Annotated in this window: 25 protein-coding genes and 1 tRNA gene; 15 read left to right on the top strand and 11 right to left on the bottom strand. The window is 64.0% G+C overall.

Features of this window, described 5'->3' with window-relative positions; genetic code table 11:
- Positions 1-10: 10 nt before the first annotated feature.
- The gene (gene leuS / locus EGD98_RS11590) at positions 11-2,731 is read right to left on the bottom strand and encodes a leucine--tRNA ligase (RefSeq protein ID WP_220588529.1); all 2,721 of its coding nucleotides are present in this window, start codon (positions 2,729-2,731) and stop codon (positions 11-13) included.
- 93 nt (positions 2,732-2,824) lie between these two features.
- Here leuS and EGD98_RS11585 point away from each other — a divergent pair, with 93 nt between their 5' ends.
- Entirely contained in the window at positions 2,825-3,034 is a 210-nt protein-coding gene (locus EGD98_RS11585; protein WP_220588528.1) for a DUF7535 family protein, read from the top strand.
- Positions 3,035-3,162: 128 nt separating this feature from the next.
- Here EGD98_RS11585 and EGD98_RS11580 read toward each other — a convergent pair whose 3' ends face one another.
- A complete protein-coding gene (locus EGD98_RS11580; RefSeq protein ID WP_220588527.1) occupies positions 3,163-4,158 on the bottom strand; it encodes an ornithine cyclodeaminase family protein in 996 nt (331 codons plus the stop codon).
- A gap of 255 nt (positions 4,159-4,413) precedes the next feature.
- Here EGD98_RS11580 and EGD98_RS11575 point away from each other — a divergent pair, with 255 nt between their 5' ends.
- The 3 genes from EGD98_RS11575 (at position 4,414) to EGD98_RS11565 (ending at position 6,591) form a co-directional block, all read left to right on the top strand.
- Positions 4,414-5,817 (top strand): ATP-binding protein, encoded by a 1,404-nt coding sequence (locus EGD98_RS11575; protein ID WP_220588526.1) that lies wholly within the window; start codon positions 4,414-4,416, stop codon positions 5,815-5,817.
- Positions 5,818-5,956: 139 nt separating this feature from the next.
- Entirely contained in the window at positions 5,957-6,178 is a 222-nt protein-coding gene (locus EGD98_RS11570) for a DUF7557 family protein (protein WP_220588525.1), read from the top strand.
- On the top strand, positions 6,175-6,591 hold the full coding sequence (locus tag EGD98_RS11565) for a type II toxin-antitoxin system VapC family toxin (protein ID WP_220588524.1): 417 nt from the start codon (positions 6,175-6,177) through the stop codon (positions 6,589-6,591). Before EGD98_RS11570 ends, EGD98_RS11565 begins: the two co-directional genes overlap by 4 nt.
- Before the next feature lie 159 nt (positions 6,592-6,750).
- On the opposite strand, the gene EGD98_RS21290 is transcribed toward EGD98_RS11565, so the two are convergent.
- From EGD98_RS21290 to EGD98_RS11545, 4 genes are all read right to left on the bottom strand, one after another.
- Positions 6,751-7,227: an HNH endonuclease gene (locus tag EGD98_RS21290; protein WP_425433354.1), complete on the bottom strand. Its 477-nt coding sequence runs from the start codon at positions 7,225-7,227 to the stop codon at positions 6,751-6,753.
- A 1,165-nt stretch (positions 7,228-8,392) separates the two neighbouring features.
- Positions 8,393-10,066, bottom strand: coding sequence for a thermosome subunit beta (thsB, locus tag EGD98_RS11555; protein WP_413229584.1), 1,674 nt, complete (start codon positions 10,064-10,066; stop codon positions 8,393-8,395).
- A 176-nt stretch (positions 10,067-10,242) separates the two neighbouring features.
- On the bottom strand, positions 10,243-10,632 hold the full coding sequence (locus EGD98_RS11550) for a DUF7383 domain-containing protein (RefSeq protein WP_220588522.1): 390 nt from the start codon (positions 10,630-10,632) through the stop codon (positions 10,243-10,245).
- Between the two features lie 427 nt (positions 10,633-11,059).
- A complete protein-coding gene (locus tag EGD98_RS11545) occupies positions 11,060-11,893 on the bottom strand; it encodes an NAD+ synthase (protein ID WP_220588521.1) in 834 nt (277 codons plus the stop codon).
- A gap of 216 nt (positions 11,894-12,109) precedes the next feature.
- Here EGD98_RS11545 and EGD98_RS11540 point away from each other — a divergent pair.
- The 4 genes from EGD98_RS11540 to EGD98_RS11525 all read left to right on the top strand — a co-directional run bounded on the left by EGD98_RS11540 (position 12,110) and on the right by EGD98_RS11525 (position 16,414).
- Positions 12,110-12,180: transfer RNA gene (locus EGD98_RS11540), tRNA-Gly, on the top strand.
- A gap of 232 nt (positions 12,181-12,412) precedes the next feature.
- On the top strand, positions 12,413-12,562 hold the full coding sequence (locus EGD98_RS11535) for a hypothetical protein (protein WP_220588520.1): 150 nt from the start codon (positions 12,413-12,415) through the stop codon (positions 12,560-12,562).
- A 39-nt stretch (positions 12,563-12,601) separates the two neighbouring features.
- Positions 12,602-15,001: a bacterio-opsin activator domain-containing protein gene (locus EGD98_RS11530; protein ID WP_236039465.1), complete on the top strand. Its 2,400-nt coding sequence runs from the start codon at positions 12,602-12,604 to the stop codon at positions 14,999-15,001.
- 420 nt (positions 15,002-15,421) lie between these two features.
- On the top strand, positions 15,422-16,414 hold the full coding sequence (locus tag EGD98_RS11525; protein WP_220588519.1) for a sensor histidine kinase: 993 nt from the start codon (positions 15,422-15,424) through the stop codon (positions 16,412-16,414).
- Here the strand turns inward: EGD98_RS11525 and EGD98_RS11520 are convergent.
- Both EGD98_RS11520 and EGD98_RS11515 read right to left on the bottom strand, forming a co-directional pair.
- Positions 16,411-16,599: a DUF7470 family protein gene (locus tag EGD98_RS11520; protein WP_220588518.1), complete on the bottom strand. Its 189-nt coding sequence runs from the start codon at positions 16,597-16,599 to the stop codon at positions 16,411-16,413. The two genes, EGD98_RS11525 and EGD98_RS11520, sit on opposite strands and share 4 nt — an antisense overlap.
- 285 nt (positions 16,600-16,884) lie before the next feature.
- Positions 16,885-17,298 carry an SCP2 sterol-binding domain-containing protein gene (locus EGD98_RS11515; RefSeq protein WP_220588517.1) on the bottom strand — a complete coding sequence of 138 codons (414 nt, stop codon included), beginning with the start codon at positions 17,296-17,298 and terminating at the stop codon, positions 16,885-16,887.
- Between the two features lie 119 nt (positions 17,299-17,417).
- On the opposite strand from EGD98_RS11515, the gene eif1A reads away from it, so the two are divergent.
- The 5 genes from eif1A to EGD98_RS11495 all read left to right on the top strand — a co-directional run bounded on the left by eif1A (position 17,418) and on the right by EGD98_RS11495 (position 20,227).
- Positions 17,418-17,705 (top strand): translation initiation factor eIF-1A, encoded by a 288-nt coding sequence (gene eif1A, locus EGD98_RS11510; RefSeq protein ID WP_220588516.1) that lies wholly within the window; start codon positions 17,418-17,420, stop codon positions 17,703-17,705.
- Positions 17,706-17,746: 41 nt separating this feature from the next.
- Positions 17,747-18,682, top strand: a complete 936-nt coding sequence (gene rio1 / locus EGD98_RS11505; protein WP_220588515.1) for a serine/threonine-protein kinase Rio1 — start codon at positions 17,747-17,749, stop codon at positions 18,680-18,682.
- Between the two features lie 63 nt (positions 18,683-18,745).
- Positions 18,746-18,841, top strand: coding sequence for a hypothetical protein (locus tag EGD98_RS21285; protein ID WP_425433350.1), 96 nt, complete (start codon positions 18,746-18,748; stop codon positions 18,839-18,841).
- Positions 18,842-19,627, top strand: coding sequence for a DUF7089 family protein (locus tag EGD98_RS11500; RefSeq protein ID WP_220588514.1), 786 nt, complete (start codon positions 18,842-18,844; stop codon positions 19,625-19,627). It begins immediately after the preceding gene.
- A 93-nt stretch (positions 19,628-19,720) separates the two neighbouring features.
- A complete protein-coding gene (locus tag EGD98_RS11495) occupies positions 19,721-20,227 on the top strand; it encodes a hypothetical protein (protein WP_220588513.1) in 507 nt (168 codons plus the stop codon).
- A 166-nt stretch (positions 20,228-20,393) separates the two neighbouring features.
- Here EGD98_RS11495 and EGD98_RS11490 read toward each other — a convergent pair whose 3' ends face one another.
- Both EGD98_RS11490 and EGD98_RS11485 read right to left on the bottom strand, forming a co-directional pair.
- Entirely contained in the window at positions 20,394-21,245 is an 852-nt protein-coding gene (locus EGD98_RS11490; protein WP_220588512.1) for a hypothetical protein, read from the bottom strand.
- Between the two features lie 48 nt (positions 21,246-21,293).
- Positions 21,294-22,421, bottom strand: coding sequence for an ORC1-type DNA replication protein (locus EGD98_RS11485; protein ID WP_220588511.1), 1,128 nt, complete (start codon positions 22,419-22,421; stop codon positions 21,294-21,296).
- Between the two features lie 334 nt (positions 22,422-22,755).
- On the opposite strand from EGD98_RS11485, the gene EGD98_RS11480 reads away from it, so the two are divergent.
- The gene (locus tag EGD98_RS11480) at positions 22,756-23,052 is read left to right on the top strand and encodes a hypothetical protein (protein WP_220588510.1); all 297 of its coding nucleotides are present in this window, start codon (positions 22,756-22,758) and stop codon (positions 23,050-23,052) included.
- A 73-nt stretch (positions 23,053-23,125) separates the two neighbouring features.
- Here the strand turns inward: EGD98_RS11480 and EGD98_RS11475 are convergent, their stop codons facing one another.
- A complete protein-coding gene (locus EGD98_RS11475) occupies positions 23,126-23,425 on the bottom strand; it encodes a winged helix-turn-helix domain-containing protein (protein WP_220588509.1) in 300 nt (99 codons plus the stop codon).
- A gap of 554 nt (positions 23,426-23,979) precedes the next feature.
- Here EGD98_RS11475 and EGD98_RS11470 point away from each other — a divergent pair.
- Complete coding sequence (locus EGD98_RS11470; protein WP_220588508.1) at positions 23,980-24,144, top strand: ribbon-helix-helix protein, CopG family; 165 nt, start codon at positions 23,980-23,982, stop codon at positions 24,142-24,144.
- Positions 24,145-24,219: the final 75 nt, after the last annotated feature.

Genomic DNA, 24,219 nt, shown 5'->3' with positions numbered 1-24,219 from the left:
GTGAGCCCAGTTACTCCGCGATATCGATAGCCGGACGCCCCGGCTCGGCCTTCGACGCCAGCCCGTCGTCGGCCTCGTCGGCCGACTGGACCACCACGTCGGCCCCGAACTCACGCTCTACGAGCCAGGCCGCCCGTTCGAGTGCGGCCAGTTCCCGCTCGGGCGGCAGATGCTCGTCGATGTTGGCCCGGCCCGCCAGCGTCTTCGCGAAGTCGGCGGCGGCCTCGCCGTACTGTTGGAGCTCCTCGTTTTGCATCACGGCGGGGACGACGTTGTCGGCCTCGCGAGCGATAGCCACCACGTCGTGTTTCCACTCGGGCGCGACGGCGAGCGTGATGGTCTCGGGGTCCTCGATACCGACGGTGTCGACGATGTCGCGGACGTCCTCGCGGGTGTTCTCGACGAGGCGGCGCTCGATGTCGTAGTCTGCGGGCGCGTCGGCGTTCGGCCACGCGGCCTCGGCGACGAGTCCGTCGCTCTCCAGTTGCTCCCACAGCTCCTCACCGACGTGGGGCGCGACCGGTGCCAGCAGCTTCGCGGCGGTCACCAGCCCGCGCTCGAACGTCTCGGCGTCGGGGTCGGTGGCCTCCCGGTAGCGCCGCAGCAGGGAGACGAGTTCACGCACGGCCTGCAACGCGTGGTTGAAGCGGAACTTCTCGTACTCTTCGGTGGCGCGAGCGGCCGTGGCGTCGATTTCGCGGGCGACGTAGTCGGCTATCTCTCCCTCGCTGCCGAACGTAATCTCGCCGTCGCTCGCGGTTCCACCGCTCGCGTTATCCGAGGCGCGTAGCGCCTCGCCATCCGCGAACTCACCGGTCAACCGGTAGATGTTCTGCAGGAAGCTATGGGCGGACTGGACGCCCTCGGGGCTCCAGGCGAACTCCTTCTCTGGCTGGGCGGCCTCCATGATGAACAGGCGGGCGGTGTCGGCGCCGTACTCCTCGATGATGCGCTGTGGCGAGACGCCGTTTCCTTTGCTCTTGGACATCTTGTTGCCGTTCTCGCCCAGCACCATCCCCTGGTTGGTGAGGTTGACAAAGGGTTCGCGGACCCCATCGAGCAGGTCGACGTCGTCGACGACCTTCGTGAAGAAGCGGGCGTACAGCAGATGCATAACGGCGTGTTCGATGCCGCCGACGTAGCGGTCGACTGGCAGCCAGTCGCTGGCCCGCTCGGTGTCGAAGGGCGCATCCTCGAGGTCCGGCGAGACGTAGCGAAGGAAGTACCACGAGGAGTCGACGAAGGTGTCCATCGTGTCCGTCTCGCGGACCGCGTCGGCCCCGCAGTCGGGGCAGTCCACGTGTTTCCACTCCTCGGCGGCATCGAGGGGGTTTCCGGTGGTGTGGACGAACTCGGGCAGTTCGACGGGGAGGTCCTCGTCGGGGACCTCGACGTAGCCACAGTCCTCGCAGTGAATCATCGGAATCGGGGTGCCCCAGTAGCGCTGTCGGGAGATACCCCAGTCCCGGAGGTTGTACTCGGTGCGGTGTTCGCCGTCGAAGACCTCGACGAACTCCTCGCGGGCCTCGGCGCTCGTGAGCCCGTCGAACTCGCCGCTGTTGACGAGTACGCCGTCCTCGGTGTAGGCGGCCTCCTGCACGTCCACGTCGTCGGGGTCGGCGTCGGCGTCGTCGCTCGGTTCGACGACCTGCTGGATATCGATGTCGTGGTACTGTGCGAACTCGTGGTCGCGGTCGTCGTGGGCCGGGACGGCGTAGAGTGCGCCCGTCCCGACGTCGGTCAGGACGTAGTCGGCGACGTAGACCGGAATCTCCTCGCCGGTGGCCGGGTTCGTGGCGTACTCGCCGGTGAACACGCCCGAGGTGACCTCGAGGTCGTCCTCGTCGGCCTGCTCGGCCATCTCGACGTACTCGGCGACCTCGTCGTTGTCCTCGGCAATCTGCTGGGCGACGGGATGGCCCGGTGCCAGCGAGAAGTAGGTCGCGCCGTGGATAGTGTCGAGTCGCGTGGTGAAGATGTCCACGGCGCCGTAGTCACCCACCTCGAAGGCGACGCTTGCCCCCTCCTGCTGGCCGATCCAGTTGCGCTGCATCTCCCGGACGTTGTTGGGCCAGCCGTCGAGCCCATCGAGGGCTTCGAGCAGCTCCTCGGCGTAGTCGGTGATGGTGAGGAACCACTGGTCCATCTCGCGGTGGTCGATGGGGGTGTCACAGCGCCAGCAGAGTTCGTCTTCGCCCTCGACCTGTTCGTCGGCCAGCACGGTCTCACAGGAGGGACACCAGTTCAGCTCCGCGCCCTGGCGCTCGACGAGGCCCGCCGCTCGAAACTGTTTGAACAGCCACTGGTTCCACTGGTAGTACTCCGGTTCGCAGGTGGTGACCTCGCGCTCCCAGTCGTAGCCAAAGCCCATCTCGACGAACTGGTCGCGCATCTGGTCGATACACTGCATCGTCCAGTCTCGGGGGTTGGTGTCCCGCTCCTCGGCGGCGTTCTCGGCGGGCAGGCCAAAGGAGTCCCACCCCATCGGGTGGAGCACGTCCTCGCCGCGCATCCGCTCGAAGCGGGCGAAGGCGTCCGTGATAGTGTAGTTCCGGACGTGGCCCATGTGCAGTTGCCCCGAGGTGTAGGGGAACATCGCCAGCACGTACTCGGGGTCGGTGGCGTCGTCGTCGATGCGGAACACGTCGGCCTCGTCCCAGGCCGCTTGCCAGCGGGGCTCGACCTCGCCGTGGTCGAAGGCCCGCTCGCGTTCCTCACCAGTCGTAGTCATGATAGGTGGTCCGAGACCGACGTTGCTATAGCTTTCCCTTCAGCGGGGAAGACCGACAGTGGCCTTATCCGAACGAGAGACCTATCAACGAGTATGAGTGATGCCGACGACGGCGACGATTCGAGGCTGCCGGAGCCACTCCGAACGGTGACGCCGCCGTCGGGAACGCACCCCAACGCCCAGATGGACGCCATCGGCTGGCTGATATTTCTGGGGCTGCTCATCCTATTGGCCCCCGTCCTCCCCCTGCTTCTGGTCGTCTGGCTCATCTCGCGAGCCAGCGACGCACTGGGGCAGCGCTGACTAGCGAGAACGATGTCAGGTGACGCTGACGAGTCCGGTAGCGCTGTCCTGCCGAAACACTTCGGACGGTGACGCCGTCCTCGCGAACGCACCCCGACAAGGGGATAGACTCCATCGCTGACACCGAGCTAGCTCGCCCCCGTGCCGACCAGCGAGAAGTCGGTGCCCTCGCCCGCTGCTCGCGCGTTCTCGTAGGCGACGTGGGCCGCCGCCACGTCCTGAATCGCCAGCCCCGTCGAATCGAACAGTGTGATTCCGTCCCCGGACTCGCGGCCCGGAATCTCGCCGGCGACGATAGCGCCCAGTTCCCCGTAGATGTCGTCCTCGTCCAGTGTCCCCTCGCTCCAGGGGACGTTGATTTCGCCCGAGTGAGTACACTGCTCGTAATCGTCGATGACGAGCTTCGCGTCCAGCAGCGTCTGGTCGTCGTGTTCGTGCTTGCCCTCTGCGTCGGCCCCGATGGCGTTGACGTGCGTGTGCTCGCCCAGCCACGCCCGGTCGACGATGGGCGACTCCACTGGGGTAATCGTCGAGAGCACGTCACAGGCGGCGGCCTCGGCGATACTGCCCGCGCGAACGTCGAACCGGTCCGAGAAGTGGTCGACGAACGCCTGCTGTTTCTCGGCGTTCTGGTCGGCAATTATCACTCGCTGGATGTCCCGCACCGCGGCGATGGCCGCCAGCTGGGTGTACGACTGGACGCCCGCACCGACGAGCCCAAGCGAATCGGCGTCGGGAACGGCGAGGTGGTCTGTCGCGACGGCTGCCGCGGCACCCGTCCGCAGGCGAGTCAGGTTCGTCCCGTCCATCACCGCCAGCGGGAACGCCGTCTCGGGGTCCGAGTAGATGAGCGTGCCCAGCACGGTCGGGAGGTCGTGGTCGGTGGGGTTGTCCGGGTGGACGTTGACCCACTTCACCGCCGCGGCGTCCCAGTCGCCGGCGTGGACGTAGGCCGGCATCGACCGGAAGTCGCCGTTGTACGCCGGGAGGTCGATGTAGGATTTCGCCGGCATGATGGTGTCTCCCCTGGCGTCTGCGGCGAAGGCGTCCGAGACGGCGTCGACGACCGACGGGAGGTCCGCGAACTCGCGCACGTCGTCGGGACCGAGCAACAGCGTCTGCATACGCTAGTGTGGGGTGCGGTTGCACTTAACTACCAAGCCGGCGGACTCCGGCACTGGACCGCGACGCTGGTGGGGCACGTCGCTGTCCTCGGCCGGGCCGGCAGCGACCAGCGGCCGGCATGTCACGGTCCGAAACAGCCACAATATGTTTACCCGATAGCGTCGTTGACCTGTTAGAGCGTTCGACACGATGACAGGCACGGCACAGCACGGTCCAGTAAGGGAATCGCTGCTACCCCAGACAGCGTCCGTCTCATGTTCTTTCTAGACGAAGACTTGCGGATTACCCGAATCGCCGGCACGCTAGCCGAGTGGTTAGACCAGGGACACGAAGCGCTGCTCGGAGAGCCGGTGACGGCCGTCGTCGCAGAGGCGGACGTCGGGGCCCTGCAAACCGCGCTCAGTCAGGTGATAGACACACAGACGAGCCAGACGGTTACCTGTCGCTTCGAGGTCGCTGGTGAGACGATCCCGGTCAGAATCGAGCTCGCCCCCGTTGCGCCGGAGTCGACACTCGGGACGGTCATCGGCACGGTACACCGAGAGACGATTCCGGAAGAGCGTCCGTCCGCACAGCTGGTGCGACTGCGTAATTTCATCGAACTGCTGGACGACGCTGCGGTCGTCTACGAACTCGTCGATGGCGAACCACTCGTCCAGGCCGTCAACTCCGCGTTCGAAGGGACCTTTGGCTACCAGCCGGAGTTCATCGTCGGAGAGTCCCTGAACGATTACATCGTCCCGGCGGAGTATCAGACGGAAGCCGCGCGGTTCGACGAGCAGGTCGCCGACGGGAACGTGACGACGGAGCTGGTCAGGCGACAGACCACCAACGGCGTCCAGGAGTTCTCCTACCGAGGGCTCCCCATCGACCGCACGGAGGGGCACCTCTACGGGCTGGCGATCTACGCCGACATGACCGAGACCCAACACGCCAGACAGCACCTCCACGTCCTCCATCGCGTGTTACGCCACAACGTCCGCAACGACCTGACCGTCATCCTGGGGATGGCCGAGCAGATAGCCGACAAGGGGACCACGACCGAGGTCACGGACGCCGCGTCCCGGATTATCTCCCACGCCGAGGACCTCGCAGGCGTCAGCGAGAAGGCTCGCATGGCGGAGAACATGCTCGGTGAGTCCCCGTCCGATACGATAGTGGAGATCGGCGGTGTGGCCACCGAAGTGGTCGCAGACGCACGGCGGAAGTGGCACGACGCGACTATCGAGACAGACATCGAGACGCCCGTCCCCGTGTCGACGGGGCTCGAAATCAGGGACGCCCTGGAGAACCTCGTGGAGAACGCGGTCACGCACAACACCGGCTCACCGACCGTCCGGGTGAGCACGCGGACGGAGACGCCGATCCACGCGACCACCAGAGCGACCGGCCAGAACGTCGTCATCACGATCGAAGACGACGGCCCCGGAATCCCCGAGTACGAACAGGCCGTCATATTCGATGGCGCGGACGTCACCCAGCTCAAACACGGGAGCGGGCTCGGACTGTGGGTCGTCCGGTGGATCGTCGAATCGGCCGACGGGACGGTTTCCTACGACCGGTCTGACGGCTGGACCACCATCACGCTCAGGCTCCCCCTGGCGACCGACGTCGGCGATACCCACGAGAACGGACAGGTCAATTCGGACTCGCGGTAGAGCGGCCCGCTCGAAGCCGTGCTCGTGCTCGCGGTGTACTGGACTGCGAGTCGTTGCCGTGATATGCAGTTTCACGCCGTATTCCAGCGCTGCTCGAGACGGCGAAACATCTACCACACGCTGCATACAATGTATTCGCATGAGCACGTCGATTCGCATCTCTGAGGAGACGAAAGCGAAACTCGAGGCGGTGAAACAGGACGACGAGACGTTCGACGAGTTGCTGGACCGACTCGCAATCACCCGAACTGAGGAAGACGTACGTGAAATGGCTGGATTCGCTGAGGAGGGAATCGAGGAACACATGAAACAGACGAACGAAGAGCTGTCCGACTCGCTCGACGAGAACAGCCGTCGATGACTTTGCTGTGTCTCGACAACAGCGTCGTCGCAAAGTTCGCACGACCGGACCCCGATTCCAGCGTCGTCTCGTATCTACAGCGCAACGCCTCCGAGGCGTGGGCAATCCCCGCCACCGTGCTGTTCGAGTACCTCCGATACTACAGCGAGGCGTCCGCGGTCCACCAGCACCACCACGCGCTCACCCAGCGAATCGAGCGTGTCCTCCCGCTGACCGAGGGTGTCGCGGTCGAAGCGGTGCTGCTGGAACACTCACTCGACCAGCAGGATATCAGGCTCAACCTCGCGGACCTCCTCCACGCCGCGACCGCACGCGAGCACGATGCGACCTTCGTCACCTGTGACGCGGCCGCTTTCGGTAGGGCCCCGGTCCAGGAATTGCTGGAGATTGATATTGTAGACGTCGGCGAGTAGTGAAGAGGAAGCGGTGGCTGAATTGGCCAGTACAGGCGAGGTAGCGAACAACGAGAGCGCGCACTCGTCAGGAATCCAGCTAATTTCGCTCGCAAGATATAGAGGTTGTATCCAGCATATCCCCGACAAACTATCTGCGGTTGAGAGTTTCAACAGATCCTAAATCTCCGTTGGTGACAGTACCGATTCTGTAAAATCGGTTGTATATGATTCTGCCTTCTTATGACAGGACCGACAAAGCGTAATCAGATTATATCCCTGATTAGTACCGCCTGCCTGAATTGGAACAATATGATGCAAATCTAACCCCCTGTCAAACTGAGATTCATCTATCCCACAATTCTGACACTCCGAAGATACGTGTTCTTCTCTAATAGTAGTCCAAGAAGGGCCATGTAATTGCTTCACCACGATATTTCTCAAATGCCTTCCACCTTTCCAGTTCGGGTGGTCTTGGCCAGTTTGAGTCGTCAGCCATTCATTTCGGCATGCATACGAGCAGAATCGAGCTTTGTTTGCACGAACCGGCTTCACATCGAATTCGGTGTCACACCTTTCGCATTCAACTCTAACTTTGCCCCCCTTCCACGATGGTGCATTCTTCCCTGAACGGTTCTTGCTACGCCAATCTCCCATACACTCGTTTGAACAAAATTTCCGAGAATCAGCTGTCGACTTCTTCGTCACAAATGTCTCTCCACATTGAACACACTCAACTGACACTGTTCCGCCATCCCAAGCAGGAGCATCTTCACTGACCCAATGTTCTGCCTGCCAATCGTGTTGACAGTCTCGGGAGCAGAATCGAGAAACGGCCTCATTTGCTGATTTCACGCTATAAGTGTCCTCGCATTGAGTACATTCCAATTGTACTTTACCACCTTGCCAGAATGGATTATTCTCTCCTGTGAGATGGTCTGCTTGCCACTCGTTTTTGCACTCAGTTGAGCAGAACCGTGTTGTGTCAACACGCGAGGGGCGGACTTCGTATTCCCCACCACAGTATTCACACGTCACAATTTCGCTACCGCCCTCCCACATATGTGAGTTAGATCCAGACCTATATTTTGAGCGCCACTTATCCAGACAATCCCTCGAACAGAACCGTGACTTCTCTTCGCGGGCTGCTGTTACATTATAGTTCCGCCCGCAAAATTCACATTCTAACGAAATTTTTCCGCCGCTCCATCTGGGGTTGTTCTCTCCCGATTGTGCCTCTTTTTGCCATTCGCTTTTACATTCGTTAGAACAAAAACGCGAACGCTCTGCCTTCGCTTCCGTAATATTATATTCCTTATCACATTGCACGCAGACATTAGTCACTTGAGCAAGCTTCTCACCATGCGCAGTTGCATGGTGAATCTTCATAGCGCGTTCACTGTCAAAATCATCCTTACCACAGGATGGGCAAACCACCATTAGCCAGAATTTAAAGCCCGCTCAAGTAAAAATTCCCCGCGAAATTTCATAGTGAGTAGTACGCGCGCTGTATCTTGCACGACTCTGAGAACATTTGCCTTATCTGATGGGAAATACAGTGGTTGGTTCGCAGGCAAATTGACTGGGAGGGGATTCACTCTAAACGATACAAAATCAACACCCTACGGACCGTTCTATAGCGTTCTAGAGACGAGGGAACTGCGGTCGCAAGCATCCGGCGCGCTCAGCGCGCCGGTTCTCCCGCGGCGAGCCGACTACCGCGCGCCGAAGGCGCGCGACAGGAGGCGAAGCCGCGATTTTCCCCAAGTTTTTGCCTGAACGAGCGCCGCGAAGCGGCGCGAGTGAAGTGCAAAAAGTGGGTTTACATCATCCCGCCCATGCCGCCGCCCATACCGCCGGGGGCGCCGCCTGGGCCGCCGGGGCCGCCCTCGTCCCCGTCACCGGAGGTCGAGAGGTCGCCCGCGGCGATGATGTCGTCGATCTTGAGCACGAGGTTCGCGGCCTCTGCAGCCGAGGAGATGGCCTGGCGCTTGGCGTGGGACGGCTCGACGACGCCGGTTTCGAGGGTGTCCTCGACGTCGCCGGTGAAGACGTTCAGGCCGGCGCTGACCTGGCCGTCCTCGTGGGCGGCGCGCAGGTCGACCAGCGTGTCGATGCCGTCCAGGCCGGCGTTTTTCGCGAGCGTGCGCGGGATGATCTCCAGCGCGTCGGCGAAGGCTTCGACGGCGAGCTGTTCGCGGCCCTCGACGCCGTCGGCGAAGTCACGGAGGCGACGAGCGACCTCGACCTCGGGGGCACCGCCGCCGCCCAGGACCTGGCCCTGGGTGACGGTGGCGGCGACGACGTCGAGGGCGTCCATGACGCCGCGCTCGAGCTCGTCGACGACGTGGTCGGTGGAGCCACGCAGGAGGAGGGTGACGCCGTGGGCGTCCTCGTTGGACCCCTCGACGTAGAACAGGCCCTCGGCCTCGTCACGGGTGACCGACCCGTGGCCGAGGTCGGCCTCGCTGGCCGAATCGAGGTCGGAGACGACGTTGGCACCCAGGACCTCTTTCAGGAACTCGATGTCGGACTTCTTCGAGCGCTTGACGGCGAGGATGCCCTTCTGTGCGAGGTAGTGCTGGGCCATGTCGTCGATGTTCTTCTGGCAGAACAGGACGTTGGCGCCGGTGGCCTCGACCTTGTCGACGAGGTCCTTGAGCTGCTGTTCTTCCTTGTCGAGGAAGTTCTGGAGCTGGCTCGGGTCGTCGACCGAAAGCTGGGCGTCGACCTCGGTCTCCTCCAGCTCGATGGCGGTGTCCATCAGCATGACCTTCGCGTCCTCGACCGTGGTCGGCATCTCCTCGTGGACCGGGTCCTTGTCGACGACGGCGCCTTCGAGCAGTTCGGACTCCCCGGCGGCGCTGCCGGTCTGGGTCTCGACGTTGAGGTACTCGAGGTCGACGACGTGTTCGCCGTCCTCGGTCTCGACGGTGACGGCGTTGACCGCGTCGACGATGATCTGGGCGAGCAGCTCCTTGTTGAGCTCGGCGCCCTTGCCGGTCATCGAGGTCTCGGCGACCTTCTTCAGGAGTTCCTCGTCGTCGGGGTCGACTTCGGTCGAGATGTCCTCGACGGCGGCCTTGGCCTCCGTCGCGGCCAGGTCGAACCCTTTGATGATGGCCGTCGGGTGGATGTCCTGCTCCAGCAGGTCCTCGGCGTTTTTCAGGAGTTCGCCCGCGATGGCGACGGCGGAGGTTGTGCCGTCACCGGCCTCGTCCTCCTGTGTCTCGGCGACCTCGACGATCATCGAGGCTGTCGGGTTGTCGATGTCCATCTCCTGGAGGATGGTGACGCCGTCGTTCGTGACGGTTACGTCGCCCATCGAGGAGACGAGCATCTTGTCCATCCCCTTGGGACCGAGTGTCGAGCGAACGGACTCGGCGACCGCCCGGGCGGCCGAGATGTTGTGTTCCTGTGCAGACTTGTCTTTCATCCGCTGGGAGTCCTCTCCCAGGATGATCATCGGCTGGCCCTGCATCTGACGCTGGCTCATAATCAGTCGATTGATTGTCTGTGGTTCTATATAAAAGTATGGGATAGCGGCCGACGGACGCCGATAGCTCGCCACCGTGTCTCCCCACCGAAACCCCACCACTGCGGTCGGAACGACGCTATATCGTGTGACTGTTTCGCACAGATTGGCGACCGTCAGCGGAGCGTTTTAAATAGTTACTCGACGGGTTCCTTCCAGTGGACGACGGCCGTGCCGACGATGAACGCGTCGTCGGTGTCCCGGTCCCGTCGGAACTGAATGGTGTTTTCCCCCTGCTGGAGCTGTGTGTCGGCGATGGTGTCCATCCAGTACTGCCAGCCCTCGCCGGGTGCGATGTCAAAGCCCGTCAGTTCGGTCCCGTTGACCCGTATCTCGTGACTGAACTCGCCGACGTCGTACACCTGCATCTGGACGTACGGCTCGACCGGCGCGTCGGTCGGGACAGTGAACGTGACCTGGTCGGTGGTGTCTCCGGAGAAGTCCGCCCACGCCACGTCCAGCGAGTCCGCCGACGGACCGAGATGTTGCTGGAACGAACAGCGGGCGTAGTTCGCGCGGTATGACATACCGGAGCGTCGGACGGCTGCTAAATAAAGTGCGGTGGCGCTAGCAGGGAGAGATAGCTATACGAGAAAATTTGTGGACAGCCAGAAAGCCCCCGGTGGCTCGACTCCCAGGACTCGCTGCGCGCTTCCCTCACTGCGTTCGGTCCAGTGCTTTCGTCGTCCGGGTTCGTCGAGCCACCGGCCCCTTTCAGTCCACCCCATGCCGGCTGGGTAAACAGCACTGGGTGGGACTGAAAGGGGCGGCCAGCTACACGAAGGCGGGCGACGTAAGCACCACAGCGAGTGAAAACGAGCGAGGAGCGCAGCGAGCCCCCCGAGTGTAGCTGGTCGGGGCTTTCTGGCTGTTTGCAGTGTTGTCGGCGTCCACTGCTAGCGGTGCTTGCTGACTGTGTGCCTCGATAGCAAAAGACGAGCGCGAAACTCTACCTCAGTAAAGTGGCTCTGGTCCCGGCGGCATCGCGCGCTTGTGCGCGCTGGTCTCGTACATCTCACGGACCTGGTCGACGACGCTGGGCGGGACGCCGATGTGGTCGGCGGTGGCGTCCTTGGGCACGCCGCCGTCGATATGGAGCGCCAGAATCGAGTCGAGCGTGTCGTAGGTCATCCCCATCTCTCCGGCGTCGGTCTGACCGGCCCACATCTCGGCGCTGGCGGTCTTCTCGGCGAGGTCGTCGGGGACGCCGACGTGTTTGGCCAGCTGGCGGACCTGCTGTTTGTACAGGGTCGCGATAGGGTGACAGTCGACGGCGCCGTCGCCGTACTTCGTATAGTAGCCCACCAGCGCCTCGCTGCGGTTGCCGGTCCCCAGAACCAGCGCGTCCTCGTGGTTCCCGACGAGATAGTTGAGGACGGCGCGACAGCGCACCCGGAGGTTCCCCACGGCGAGCTGGTCGCCCTCGGCCTCAGGATAGGCCTCGAGGAAGGCGTCGACGAGCGGGTTGATCTCGATGACGTCGTAGTCGATACCCAGCAGGTCGTTGGCGACCCGCTCGGCGTCGCTCATGTTGTCCGCGGCGTTGACCTCGCTGGGCATGACCAGCCCGTGGACGGCGTCCCGACCCAGCGCCTCTACGGCCAGATGGGAGACGAGCGTGCTGTCGATACCGCCCGATAGTCCCAGGACTGCGCGGTCGACCCCCGCCGCGTCGAGCTGGCCCTCGATGAACGCGGTGATGTGCTCGCGGTGCGCCTCGAGTTCGGCCTCCGAGAAGGAGAGGTCGAGCGGGTCCGTCGCCCGCATGACGGTTTCGGCGTCGGCCATACCGAAACCTGGGCCGCAGGCGACAAATAGCCATCTATCGGTGCGGTATTTTCGGACGTGCGTCCATCAGGAGGTCGGGTTTCGGGCCCAGTGTCCACAGCGGCCGAAGCGCTACGTTCAAGTGCGCGCCGTGTGACGTTTCGAGTGCAACGGGCGCGCCGTTGTGAGCGAACACGGAGTGTTCGCGATGCGCGGTGTGAACGTAGTGAGTGCCGTGCGCCGTTGGTCCAGTGGTAGGACATAGCCTTCCCAAGGCTAGAGCCCGGGTTCAATTCCCGGACGGCGCACTCCCTGCGGTCGTTTGCCGTCCGTAGCTCGCAACCGCTCCGCGGTTGCTCACTCCCGGACGGCGCATCTCTCGGCTCGAACGGACGTGAGAGCCGTGTATGCGGAACTGAGGGAATTGAAGCACGGCAGACCCAGGGAGTGTCGAAGCGAGCGTCCGTCCAGTTAGTATTCCTTAAACAGAACTAGACGGGAGCTTTATGATAGATAATACCACACACGACAGATACACCCATGGTAGATTGTGACAACTGCAACGACGAGGTGGGCCACGTATGGAAGCACCGGCGGCCGACGGAGACGATGACGTACCGGCGTGAGGAGCACCTCTGTGCGGGCTGTCATCCGCGGATGCGCGAGGGGCTGTCCCAGCGCGGTGCCTGACCCGCACATTCATGTGCCAGACTGGCTAACCAGTTAGGCATGGACTGCGGGCACACCGTCCTCGTGTGTGGGGACGACGAGGAACGGGTTGCGGAGACGGCGGCGAGCCTCGACACAGCCGAGGCGGGACTGACCGTTCGAACGGCGACCGGTCAGGCAGCGGCCGACTCGGTCGACGGGGTCGACTGTGTCGTCAGCCTGGCGTTCGAGCTGCCCGAGCTGGTCACGCAGCTCCGGGCGGAGCGCCCGACGCTACCGATAGTGGTGTTCGCCGACGGGGGGCCAGAGCAGGTCAGCGAGGTGCTGGCCGACGACACGCTGGCGTACCTCCGGCCGGGCGGCGACACGCAGTACGTCGAACTGGCCCACCGTATCGCGTCGGTGGCGAGCGACGACGGCCCGACGGCGATGGGGGCGTTCGACCGCTACGGCGAAGTCATCGAGGCGCTCGACGATGGCGTGTACGCGCTCGACGACGAAGGAGAGTTCATCTTCGCCAACGAGGCGCTGGCGGAGCTGACGGGCTACGACATCGAGGAACTGCTGGGCGAACACACCATCATCATCAAGGACCGCGAGACGGTCGAACTCGCCGAGTCGAAACTGCGGGAGCTGCTCTCGTCGTCGGGCCGGGACGACGTCGGGACGACCTTCGAGCTGGAGCTCCGGCGTGCCGACGGACGGACTATCGCCTGTGAGGATCACATGACGGTGCTGTACGGCCCAGATGGCGAATTCCGGGGAACGGCCGGCGTCATCCGTGACATCTCCGAGCGCAAGCGCCGCGAAGAGCTGCTCTCGGCCCTGCAGGAGACCTCCCGGAGCCTGATGCAGGCGCCGAGCCGCGAGGACGTGGCCAGCATCGTCGCCGCAGCGACCGAGCGGGTGCTCGGCCTCGACATGGCCGTCGTCCGGCTGTACGACGCCGACGAGCGGGTGCTCCGGCCGGCGGCGGCGACCGACGCGGTCGTCGAGGCTCTGGGCGAACGGCCGGTGTACGGCCTCAACGAGGGGGAGGCCGGCCAGGTCTTTGCCTCCGGCGAGACGGCGAGCTACAGCACCAGTCACGCGCTCGACGACAGCGGGACGACCGTCGGCTCGGGACTGTACATGCCTGTCGGCGTCCACGGAACCCTGAGCGTGCTCTCGACCGAGGAAGACGCCTTCGACGACATCGACCGACAGGTCGTCGCCTTGCTTGCGACCAACGCCGCCGCGGCCTGCAACCGCGCGAAACGCGAACAGGAGGTCAGAGAGACCAGAGAGCGCATCGCGACCATCCTCGACCGCATCAACGGCCTCATCGAGAACACCGTCGAGGTGCTGGTCGAGGCGACGACACGGGAGGCCGTCGAGGCCGGCGTCTGTGCGGAACTGGCGGCGACGGAGCCGTACACGCTCGCGTGGGTGGGCCGTCCCGCCGTCCACGGGGACAACCTCGACGTCAGCGAGTGGGCCGGCGAGGCCGGCGTCGTGGCCGACGGCGAGTCGATACCGGTCGCCGACGGGACGCCGGGCGCGACGGCGCTGGCCGAGGGACGCAGCGAGATTATCGACGACCTCAGCGCCAGCGACGTCGAGTGGGTCCAGTGGGTCCACGAGGCCGGCGTCGCGTCGATGATGGTCGTCCCGCTGGCCTATACCGACTCGACCTACGGCGTGTTGTTCGTCTGTTCGGACCGCCCCGACGCGTTCGACGACCGCGAGCAGGTCGTCCTGGAGGCGCTGGGCCGGGCCGTCGCCAACGCCATCAACGCCATCGAGAGCGGCAAGATCCTGTCGGCGGACAAGGTCATCGAGCTGGAGTTCACCGTCACCGACCGCGACCTGCTGATGAGCCGGCTCTCGGCGTCGACCGACACAACGCTGACTTCCGCCGGGACTGTCACGCAAGACGACGGGTCGCTGCGGGTGTATCTCGACGCCGAGGGCGGCGACACCGAGGCCGTTCTGACGGCACTCCAGGACGACGACGCCGTCCGCAGCGTCACGCAGGTTGCCGAACACGAGGGGTCGGCGCTGTTCGAGGTCACCGTGGGGGAGTCGCTGCTGGCGACGCTGGTCGACCACGGCGCGGTACCCAAGGAGATAACCGGCGAGAACGGCGTCGCCCGCTACACCATCGAACTCCCATACGAGGGCGACGCCCGCGAGGTGTTCTCGCTGGTCGAGGACAACTACGACGGCACCGACCTGGTGGGCTACCACGAGCACGAGCGGCCGGTCCAGACCCAACAGGAGTTCCAGGCCTCGCTCTCCGAGCGCTTTACCGACCGCCAGGAGACGGCGCTTCGAACCGCGTATCTCGGCGGCTTCTTCGACTGGCCCCGCGAGGTCGACGGCGACGAACTCGCCCAGGCGATGGACATCTCCCGGCCCACGTACCACCAGCATCTGCGGGCCGCACAGCAGAAGGTGTACGAAGAGTTGTTCGAGTAGAGCGAGGCGTTCCCGACCCGTCGGGAACGCCTCGAAACGGAACGGGGAGAGCGGGACGCGAAGCGTCCCGAAAGCGAGCGGTGTAACCGCGAGCGCGAAGCGACCCGTGGAGCGCGAGGAATCGAGCGCAGCAAGATGCCTCGAAACAAAGCGGGGAACGCAGTGACCCGTGGAGCGCGAGGGGCGCGAACGGAGTGTGCGGCCCTCGAAACGAAGCGGTGAGCGAACCGCCCCGGCAGAACGACGCCCGCCAGGCGGCACGCAGGCCATCGTGTGAGGAAATATACAGTCAGACACGAAAGTCCATATTATCGAACTTTTGTTCTGATTTGTTCCGTAAGCAAAACTTTATGCCCGTGTTTACGAGTTGTTCCTCGATATCCTGCCAACGGTTATGAGCGGCGGTCACGTACAGATACCATGAGTGTCGAGGGGGACGTTGTCGAGCGGGCGTTAGACACCTTGGACGACGTTATCTACATCTACGACGAGACAGCTAGACTTGTCTACTGGAACCAGCGGTTGAACGAGCTGTACGGCCTGAGCGACGCGGAGCTCGACGGGATGGCGGCGACGGAGTTCTTCGGACCGGCCGACCGACCGGCGGTCGAGGCGGCCCTCGACGAGATACGCGAGACGGGCGAGACGACCGTCGAGGCGGTGAGCCAGACGACGGAGGGGCCCGTCCGTTTCGAGCTGACGGGGCGGCAACTCACCGACGAGGACGGCGAGGTGATCGGCTTCGCCGGCATCGGCCGGGACGTGACCGAGCGCTACGAGCAGGCGGGCCAGCTCAGCCAGCACAACGAACGCCTCGCGGAGTTCGCGGACCTGCTGGCCCACGACATTCGGAACCCGCTCTCGGTCGCGAGCGGCCACCTCGCGCTGGCCCGCGACGGCGATGTGGGGTCCCTCGACGCCATCGAGGCGGCCCACGAACGTATCGACCGCATCATCACCGACATCCGCCTGGCGACCCGGGAGGGGACGCTGGCGACTGACATCGAACCGACCGACATCGCGTGGGTGGCCCGCGAAGCGTGGGAGTACGTCGACACCGACGACGCCGTCTTCGAGGGGCCCGAAGAGTTCCGGCTCGACGCGGACGCCGACCGGCTCCTGCGGCTGTTCGAGAACCTCTTTCGAAACGCGATCGAACACGGACAGACGGACGACGAGACGCCGGTGACGGTGCGACTGGAAGCGACGGCCGACGGGTTCGCCGTCGAAGACGACGGCCCCGGTATCGACGCCGCGGTTCGGGACCAGGTCTTCGACCCCGGCGTGAGCGACGCCGCGGGCGGGACGGGCTTTGGCCTGTACATCGTGCGCACCATCGCAACAGCCCACGGCTGGGACGTGTCGGTGACCGAGGCGGCGAGTGGCGGCGCTCGCTTCGAGTTCGCCGTCTAGGGCATCCCGCCCAGCCCGAACGAGGAGAGCAGGCTGGTCACGAGCCCGTAGACGACCAGGCCGAGGCCGCTGACGACAAGGCCGAGCCCGGCGGCCAGAATCAGGTTCTGCCACGCCACGAGACCGATACCCGCAAGGAGGACGACGATACCGGCGACGCCGGCGACACCGAGTTTGTCAAGCATATCCGAGTTCCGGCCGGCGGGCGAAAAAGGCCGTCGAAGCCCGCCGGGTCCGGGCGGCAGGGCAGCCGCACGGGACAGCGGGTCCGGGCGGCAGGGCAGCCGCACGGGACAGCGGGTCCGGGCGGCAGGGCAGCCGCACGGGACAGCGGGTCCGGGCGGCAGGGCAGCCGCACGGGACAGCGGGTCCGGGCGGCTGCGGTGCCGCGCTGAAGTGGCGTCCTGTACGGCTGTCGTGCCGTCCAGACCCGCCCACAGCGCGGCTGCGGTGCCGCGCTGCGGCGACGCTCAGTACTCGAACTGGGTGTCGATTGACTGGGCGGCCCCGACCATCTCGGAGATGGCATCCTGGCGACGCATCAGCGTCATCGTGTTGCCGACCACGTCGAAGGTGCCGTCCATCACGGATTCGGAGACGTCGAGCTCGCCCGAGAGCAGGTCTGCCCACGCGTCGTAGGGGCCACGCATGGCGAAGTCGTAGTCGGCGTCGCCGTCGACGAGTGCGGTGTCGGTACAGGCGCCGTCGGCGAGCGTGACGAGGATGCGAACAGGCTCACCGTCGTAGCGCTCGTCGGCCTGTATCTCGAAGCGGAAGGTAGCCTCGAAATCGGCGGCGGCAGCCGCGAACGCCTCGCTGTCGTTGATACGGTCGCGCCACACGTCGGCCCACGCAGCGGCGTCAGCCGGCAGTGTCAATGTCATTGGCGACCGTTCTGCTGGCCGGGTCTTGGGCCTTGCCACTTCTCGGCGGGCCCTGCGCCACTGCTCGCGCCGCAGCCAATCGTACAAAACTTAACCCTCCCGGGACCGAACACCCGCGTATGAGCGACAACGAGGGCCGGAAGGACCTGCGGATGCCGGACGACAGCGAGGTGTTCGCCGTCGTCACCAACATGCTCGGGGCGAATCGTGTGAAAGTACGCTGTATGGACGGCGTGGAACGCACAGCCCGGATTCCGGGCAAGATGCAGAAACGCATCTGGATTCGCGAGGACGACGTCGTCCTCGTCGAGCCGTGGGACTGGCAAGACGAGAAGGCCGACATCACCTGGCGCTACGAGAAACAGGACGCCGACCAGCTCCGCGAGGAGGGCCACATCAAGGAGTAGCGCCGAATGCACCGCGCCACAGCGTCGACGGAGGCCCCGACGTGACCGACAGCGAGGACGATTTCGGGCTGCTCGAGACCGAGGAGGTCGACGGTGTCGGCGACGAGTGGGAGGAGATAGACGTCAGCGACACTGACGCCGACCGCATCGCCCGCAAGCGGGACCGCGAGTTCAGCGAGTTCCGCAAGCGAATCAAGGACGCAGACCAGTTCAAGGTCGAGGCCAGCGTCTTCGACGACGCCACCTACGGCGCCTTATACAAGCTCGTCCAGGACGGCCACATCGACGCCTTCGGCGGCCCCATCTCGACGGGCAAGGAAGCCAACGTCTACACCGCCCTCTCCGGTGACCACGAGGTCGCGGTCAAGGTCTACCGCATCAACGCCTCCGACTTCACCGACATGCGGGGCTACCTCGACGGCGACCCGCGCTTCGAGGGCATCGGCTCGGACAAGAAGAAGGTCGTCACCGCGTGGGTCCGCAAGGAGTCCTCGAACCTCAAGCGGGCCCGCCGGGCCGGCGTCCGCACCCCGAAGCCCATCGCGGTCGAGCGCAACGTCCTCGTGATGGAGTATCTGGGGACCGAGGACGGGAGAGCGAAGCGTCTGAGCGAGGTCCACATCGAGAATCCAGATACAGCGTACGAGGTCGTCAAGGAGTACCTCCGGCGGCTCTACGACGCCGGGCTGGTACATGGCGACTTCTCGGAGTACAACATCGTCTTCCACGAGGGGCAGCTGTACATCATCGACCTCGGACAGGCGGTGACGATCCATCACCCCAACGCCGACGAGTTCCTCGAACGGGACTGTCGCAACATCTCGAACTTCTTCGCCCGGCAGGGCGTCGAGACGACGCCCGAGGAACTGCTCGCGTACGTCCGCGAGTACGCCACCCCGCAGGACAACGAGGACACCGCGCCCGGCAGCGACGACGACGCCGTGCCACAGGGGACCTTCGAGGACCGCGAGGAGTGAGAAACAGCCGCGAGCCTGGCGGCTTTCTCAAGGTTTAATGTCCGGCCTGCGATAGCCATCCACATGAGTACGGCAACGAAAATCGTCCTGGGTACCATCGCTGTCTCCGCACTGCTCTCGGTCGCTATCATCGCGAACCTCATCGTGTTCTCGGCGTAGATGTTCAGCGAGCGCGCCGTAGACGGGGACGTCACAGCGGTCCGGGACGCGTACGCCCCCGACGTCGTCGTCCTGAACGCGGCGACGGACTTCGAGACGCTGGACCCAGCGGCGGCCGAGGACCTCCTGCTGGTCACCGACTCGGTCGACCCACTCACACTCGACCCGTCGTGGCTCCCCGACAGCGCGCCGGCACAGCTCCAGCGCTACGTCGGCGGGGACTTCACCGTCGGCCTGCCCGGCGACGGCGGCGTCGCCTGGACCACCCAGACCGAGCCGGCCTGTGTCATCGTCAAACCGCGACTGGAGACCTCCCCGGAATCCTTCGTGGACTTCCTCGTCGCCGAGGCCATCGTCGAGACGAGCCTCGGCGAGCCCGAACAGTTCGTCTCGTTCTTCGGCGACCGCTACCGGCACCTCGCGGCTGTCACCGACCCACACGTCGGGCCGACGGGCACTTACCAGCTCGCCGTGGCGCTGTACGACGCCTACCTCGGGTTGCAGACCCGCGTGGCCTTCGAGACGTGGGCCGACGACTACCCCGACTGCTACGACGCCTGGGCCGACGCCGGCGAGCGGCTGCGACCGCGCCTGTCGGACCTCCCGGGCGAGGTCGCCCGCGGCCAGACCGACTTCGCGGCCGCCGCGGAGCTGGCCTGCAGCGCCGTCAAACACGACCTGGAACTGCCCGCACCATTCGCGGCGCTCGATACGGCGGCCTACGAGGACCACGGGGCCGACTACGCCGTCCGGTGGGCCGAGAAGACCATCGAGCAGCTGGCGTGAGTTTTGGAACGGAGTTGGTCCGGACCCGGAAGAGAGTCGAGTTGGAGTTCGAAAAACGGCCTTTAGCCACCCGTTCGCCGTTCCACGCGGAGCATGGACGATTCGAACCCAACCAGACGGAGTATCGTCAAGACCGGTGCGGGGCTCGCGGTGGCCGCGGCCGGATTCGGAACGGTCGGCAGCGCGGCTGCCGGCAAGGGCAACGACAAGAGTGACAACGGCAAGTCGTTCGGCCGTGTGTACGCTAACGGCGAGTTGTGGCGGACGAACGTCGTGAACGTCCTCGACGACCGGCCCGACCCCGAGGACAGAATATACTTCCTGCACGACGGGGAGAAATCCCTGGTCGCCCGCGACGACGTCAGTGACGCCCAGGCCTCGCCGTTCGTCTCGGAGGCCGCGCCGGGCGACCGGGACTGGAACGGCGGCCAGTGGACGCACTTCAGCGCCGAGGTCACCGACGTCGAGGCGTTCAACGAGGACGCGCCGCTGACGACGGCGGCGGCGGTGCTCGAGGCCGACTACATCGAGACGGAGCTGAACCGCCCCGGCTTCGGCCCGCCGAACTACTTCAACTGCCCGCTGAACGGGCGGGCCTGAACTGCCGGCGGTCGGGACACGGTTCTCCAGTCGGGCGCCACGGTCCTGGCGTCCGTACCCGGTTTCGGTGCCAGCCGCCACGGTCCTGGCACTCCCGATTGCAGCGCCGGACAGCGCCGACTACGGCGTTCGGTGGGTCGAGACGACCATCGAGCAGCGATCGTCGTCACTCCGGCGGACCGATAGTGAAGGTAACGTCCGCGTCTATCCGTGCAATCTCGTAGGTGTACGTGCCCGGCCGGTTGATCCCGAAATCCGTTTTTTCGACCTGAATCGCCCCGCCGGCCGGAACGTTCTCGCGGTACGGGGAATCGAGTGCGACTGGGTCAGCGCCGGCGGGGTCGAGTGTGACGATGCCGGTGACGACGCTGCTGTCGCGGTCACTCAGATTCCGGAAGCCGAGTGTCCAGTCGAAATTCTCCCGTGCGACGGCGTCGTCCGGGAACTCGGCGAGGAACATCTCGGCCTCGCCTTCACCCAGCGGTTCGACGATGTCGAACGCCACCTCTGTCGACGCCGTCGTCCCGTAGCTATCGGAGTTGACCAGCACCTCGGCGGTGTAGCTGCCCTGCTCCCAGTCGATTGTGTCGAACGCGAACCAGGCACGTCGGCTCACACTGTCGCCGTCGGCGACGACGTCCACCTCGGTGGTGTTGGTTTCGAGGCGAGTGCCCTGGTCGTCGAACACACGCGTTTCGACGAGCCCGCGCGCACTGCCCTCGCTGGCCGGAAGGTCGTACTCGACCCCGACGACGAGTGGGCCGCCCTGACCGACGCTGTCGATGTCGCCGAGGGTCGCGTACTCGCCCCGGTCCAGCAACAGCCCGGCGTCGGTCACGCTCGGCGTCGGGTCCGGGTCGGGCTGTTCGGGCGTCGCAGTGCCCCGCTCGGTCGGCGTGGCTGTCCCGTCGGCCGCCGTGTCGGTCGTGGTCGCCGTCCCTGTACTGTCGCCCTCGCTACAGCCGCTGACGGCCGCGGCAGCAGCCCCCAGCGCTGTGAGATACGCTCGCCGGTGCATGGTAAGCCGGGCCTGGCCACGGATTCGTACTTAAAATCTCGGCCGGATTCACAGCCGTTCCAGCACCGCGTCGGCGTCGTAGTTGAGCGTCAGCTGCCGGGAGCGCCCGCGACCCTCCACTTCGGTGTAGTCGGCGTCGATGATGCCAAGCTGGTCGAGCTTGTTGATTATCTCGGAGTAGCGAGTGTACCCGAGGCCGCTGGCGTCGTTGAACGCGTCGTAGATGTCGCCGGCCTGCTTGCCGTCGTGCTCGGCGATGACCTCGACCAGCGCCCGCTCGGAATCCGAGAGTTCCCGCAGTCGACGCGAGAGGTGGACGTACTTGGACTTGTCGTAGGCCGACTCGACGTCTTCCAGCTCGACAGAGCGGGAGGCGCGCATCTCGGCGTTCATCCCGGCCCGCCGCAGGAGGTCGATACCCACCCGCAGGTCGCCGCCCTGCTCGGCGGTGAGTTCGGCGACGCGGTCCAGTACCTGGGTGCCGACGACGCCCTCGTTGAACCCGCGCTCGACGCGCTCGTCGAGGATATCGACGATTTCGGCCTGCCCGTACTTGTTGAAGTAGACCTCTTCGGGCCGGAACACCGACTGCACGCGGGTGTCGAGCTCCTCGATGACGTCGAGTTCGAGGTCCGAGGAGACACAGATGACACCGACGCGGGCGCCCGAGTGGGCCTCGTGTGCTCTGAGAAGGGAGTACAGCGTGTCACTGGCCTCCGATTCGTAGAAGAGGTAGTTCACGTCGTCCAGCGCCACGACGAGCACCTCGTCTTCCTCGACGAGCTTGTCCGTTATCTGGGAGAACAGCTTCTTGAAGGAGATGCCCGACGAGGGGGGTTCGTAGTCGAAGATTTCGGCAAAGAGCCGTGAGAACACCGCATACCGCGTCGAGTCGACCTGGCAGTTGACCCGCACCGCCTGAACGTCCGTCTGGGCGGTCAGCTCGTCGAAGAGAATCTGGGTCGAGGTGGTCTTGCCAGTGCCGGGCGGGCCCCGGGCGATGACGTTCAGCGGGCGAGACCCCCGGACTGCGGGGCGGAGCGCGTACTTCAGCGTCTCCATCTGGGTCTCGCGGTGTTTGAACGTCTCCGGCAGCCAGTCTATCTCGAAGACGTGTTCGTCCCTGAAGACGGACTCGTCCCAGCCCAGCATGTCCTCCTCAGGATTATCACTCATCACTTTCACCGAGCTTCGCTGCCCACTTAACCATTTGCCACCGATAGTGAAAGTGAAACTGACAGTGAACGCGGTGAGGACGGTCAGTCGCGACAGCGAATTGGCGGCAGTCGACATCAGCCACACAGCTACCGTATCGGTACCAGCACATTTAACTCAGAGAACAGACAGTTCGTGCCACTGTGTAATCCGTTTCTATTAGTTATTTTTGCATTCATTCAGGAGTATATTTTTGAGCTGTACGGCCTCTAATGCCAAAGTATGACTCCCCTACCTGAACATATGATTCGATGCAAACTATTTTGTTCTTGTAATACCCCAGACCTGATACGCAATGGGTGGAAAGGTTAAGTCGGCAAGGGATACCGCGGGGGAGGTAGACAGGGGAGAAACGACGTCCGAGGAGTTACTGTGGATTGTTTCGGTGTCGTTGCTCACTGCATCGCAGTCGTGTAACGACGTCGCTACGCAGTCGAGTCTGTTCCAGTACCAGCAGACGTCTACAGAGCGAAAGTACGACGGATTCGGGAATCGGAATCTCGAAAACATACGGCAGTCCCTGGAGGCAGCGAAAGAGGACATCAACCTGGCGCTGGACGCAATCGAGGAACTCGACCAGCAGACCGAGTAAACTCACACGGCGGGACAGGGGTTCGCGTCACGCCGCAGGTGACACTGAGAGCAATTCGGCGCGCTGTACCAGGCTACGCGTCCCCGTCCGCCCCACACTCCGCATCGAGAAACGCCTCGAAATCCGTCTCGTCGTCCTCGTAGACCGATTGGTTCGCGGCGGCGACACGTCCCTTGTCGGTGATCTCGTAGAGCCCGCTCGTGGGTGCCGGACCGATTGTCTCGACCAGGCCGTAGTCTTTCAGCACCGGGAGCCGCGTGTTGATGTAGGCCCTGTTCCGGTCCAGCTCGTGTGCGATATTGACTGCGTTGTTTCGCTTGCCGTCGGAGAGTACAGCGAGTATATCGAAATCTGTCGGTGTTACTAGCTTCATGCGATGACCTGTTCGGTATGGGCACCTGTTCCGAAGGCTGGCATATATCCTTCCTGATTCTATAAGTATATACTATACACAAACGCACGACAGGCTCCGAGTCTCCGGCCACGACACCGAACCCCGCCTGGTCCCGACCGCATCGTTCACGCCCGCGGAGCGTCGCCCGTCCCCGGCCAGTGATTTCGTCGGACACGCCGGTCGGTGCCGGCCCCGTCGACGTGAACAGTCCGTAGTCTCGGCCTCGGTTTTCGGCGGGTCTGAATCGGAGAGGACCATGAGAGGCAGAGATGGATTTTGTATTTACATATTCGAACTCCAAAATAAAACATCTCCCCAATATCGGCCTATTCGGCCGCACACGCTCCGACAATAAACCGCCGTTATAGACCGTTTTGAATCCAATATGCCCACATACTACTAACCAGTACCATAAGCATATACCACCAGTAGATTTAATTATTGTTGTCCCAATGGCATACACGAGGTGCTACTGAACGCTGCAGTAGTCACCGGAACCAACCAGAAGGTAATGGAAGGGTATGGGAACGACAATGACAGCCTCAGATGACGGTGGGGACGACAGCGCCACGACACGGACGACTATCGAGGTCGACCGTGACGTCTGGCGACAGGTGCGCAGTGACGCCGTCGCTGAGGGACAGAACGTCTCGGAGAAGCTCGAAGAGGTGCTCCAAGAGTACTATGACATGGACTGATAGGCAGTCCGGTGCTCCGCGCGCCGCTTCGGGAAGGTGTCGGCTGACGAACAATCGCGATTATACGACAACTAC

The sequence above is a fragment of the Haloarcula salinisoli genome, assembly GCF_019599405.1.
Lineage (GTDB): Archaea > Halobacteriota > Halobacteria > Halobacteriales > Haloarculaceae > Haloarcula > Haloarcula salinisoli.
Note: the sequence above shows the minus strand (reverse complement) of the source record. Positions and strands in the feature narration are given on the sequence as shown.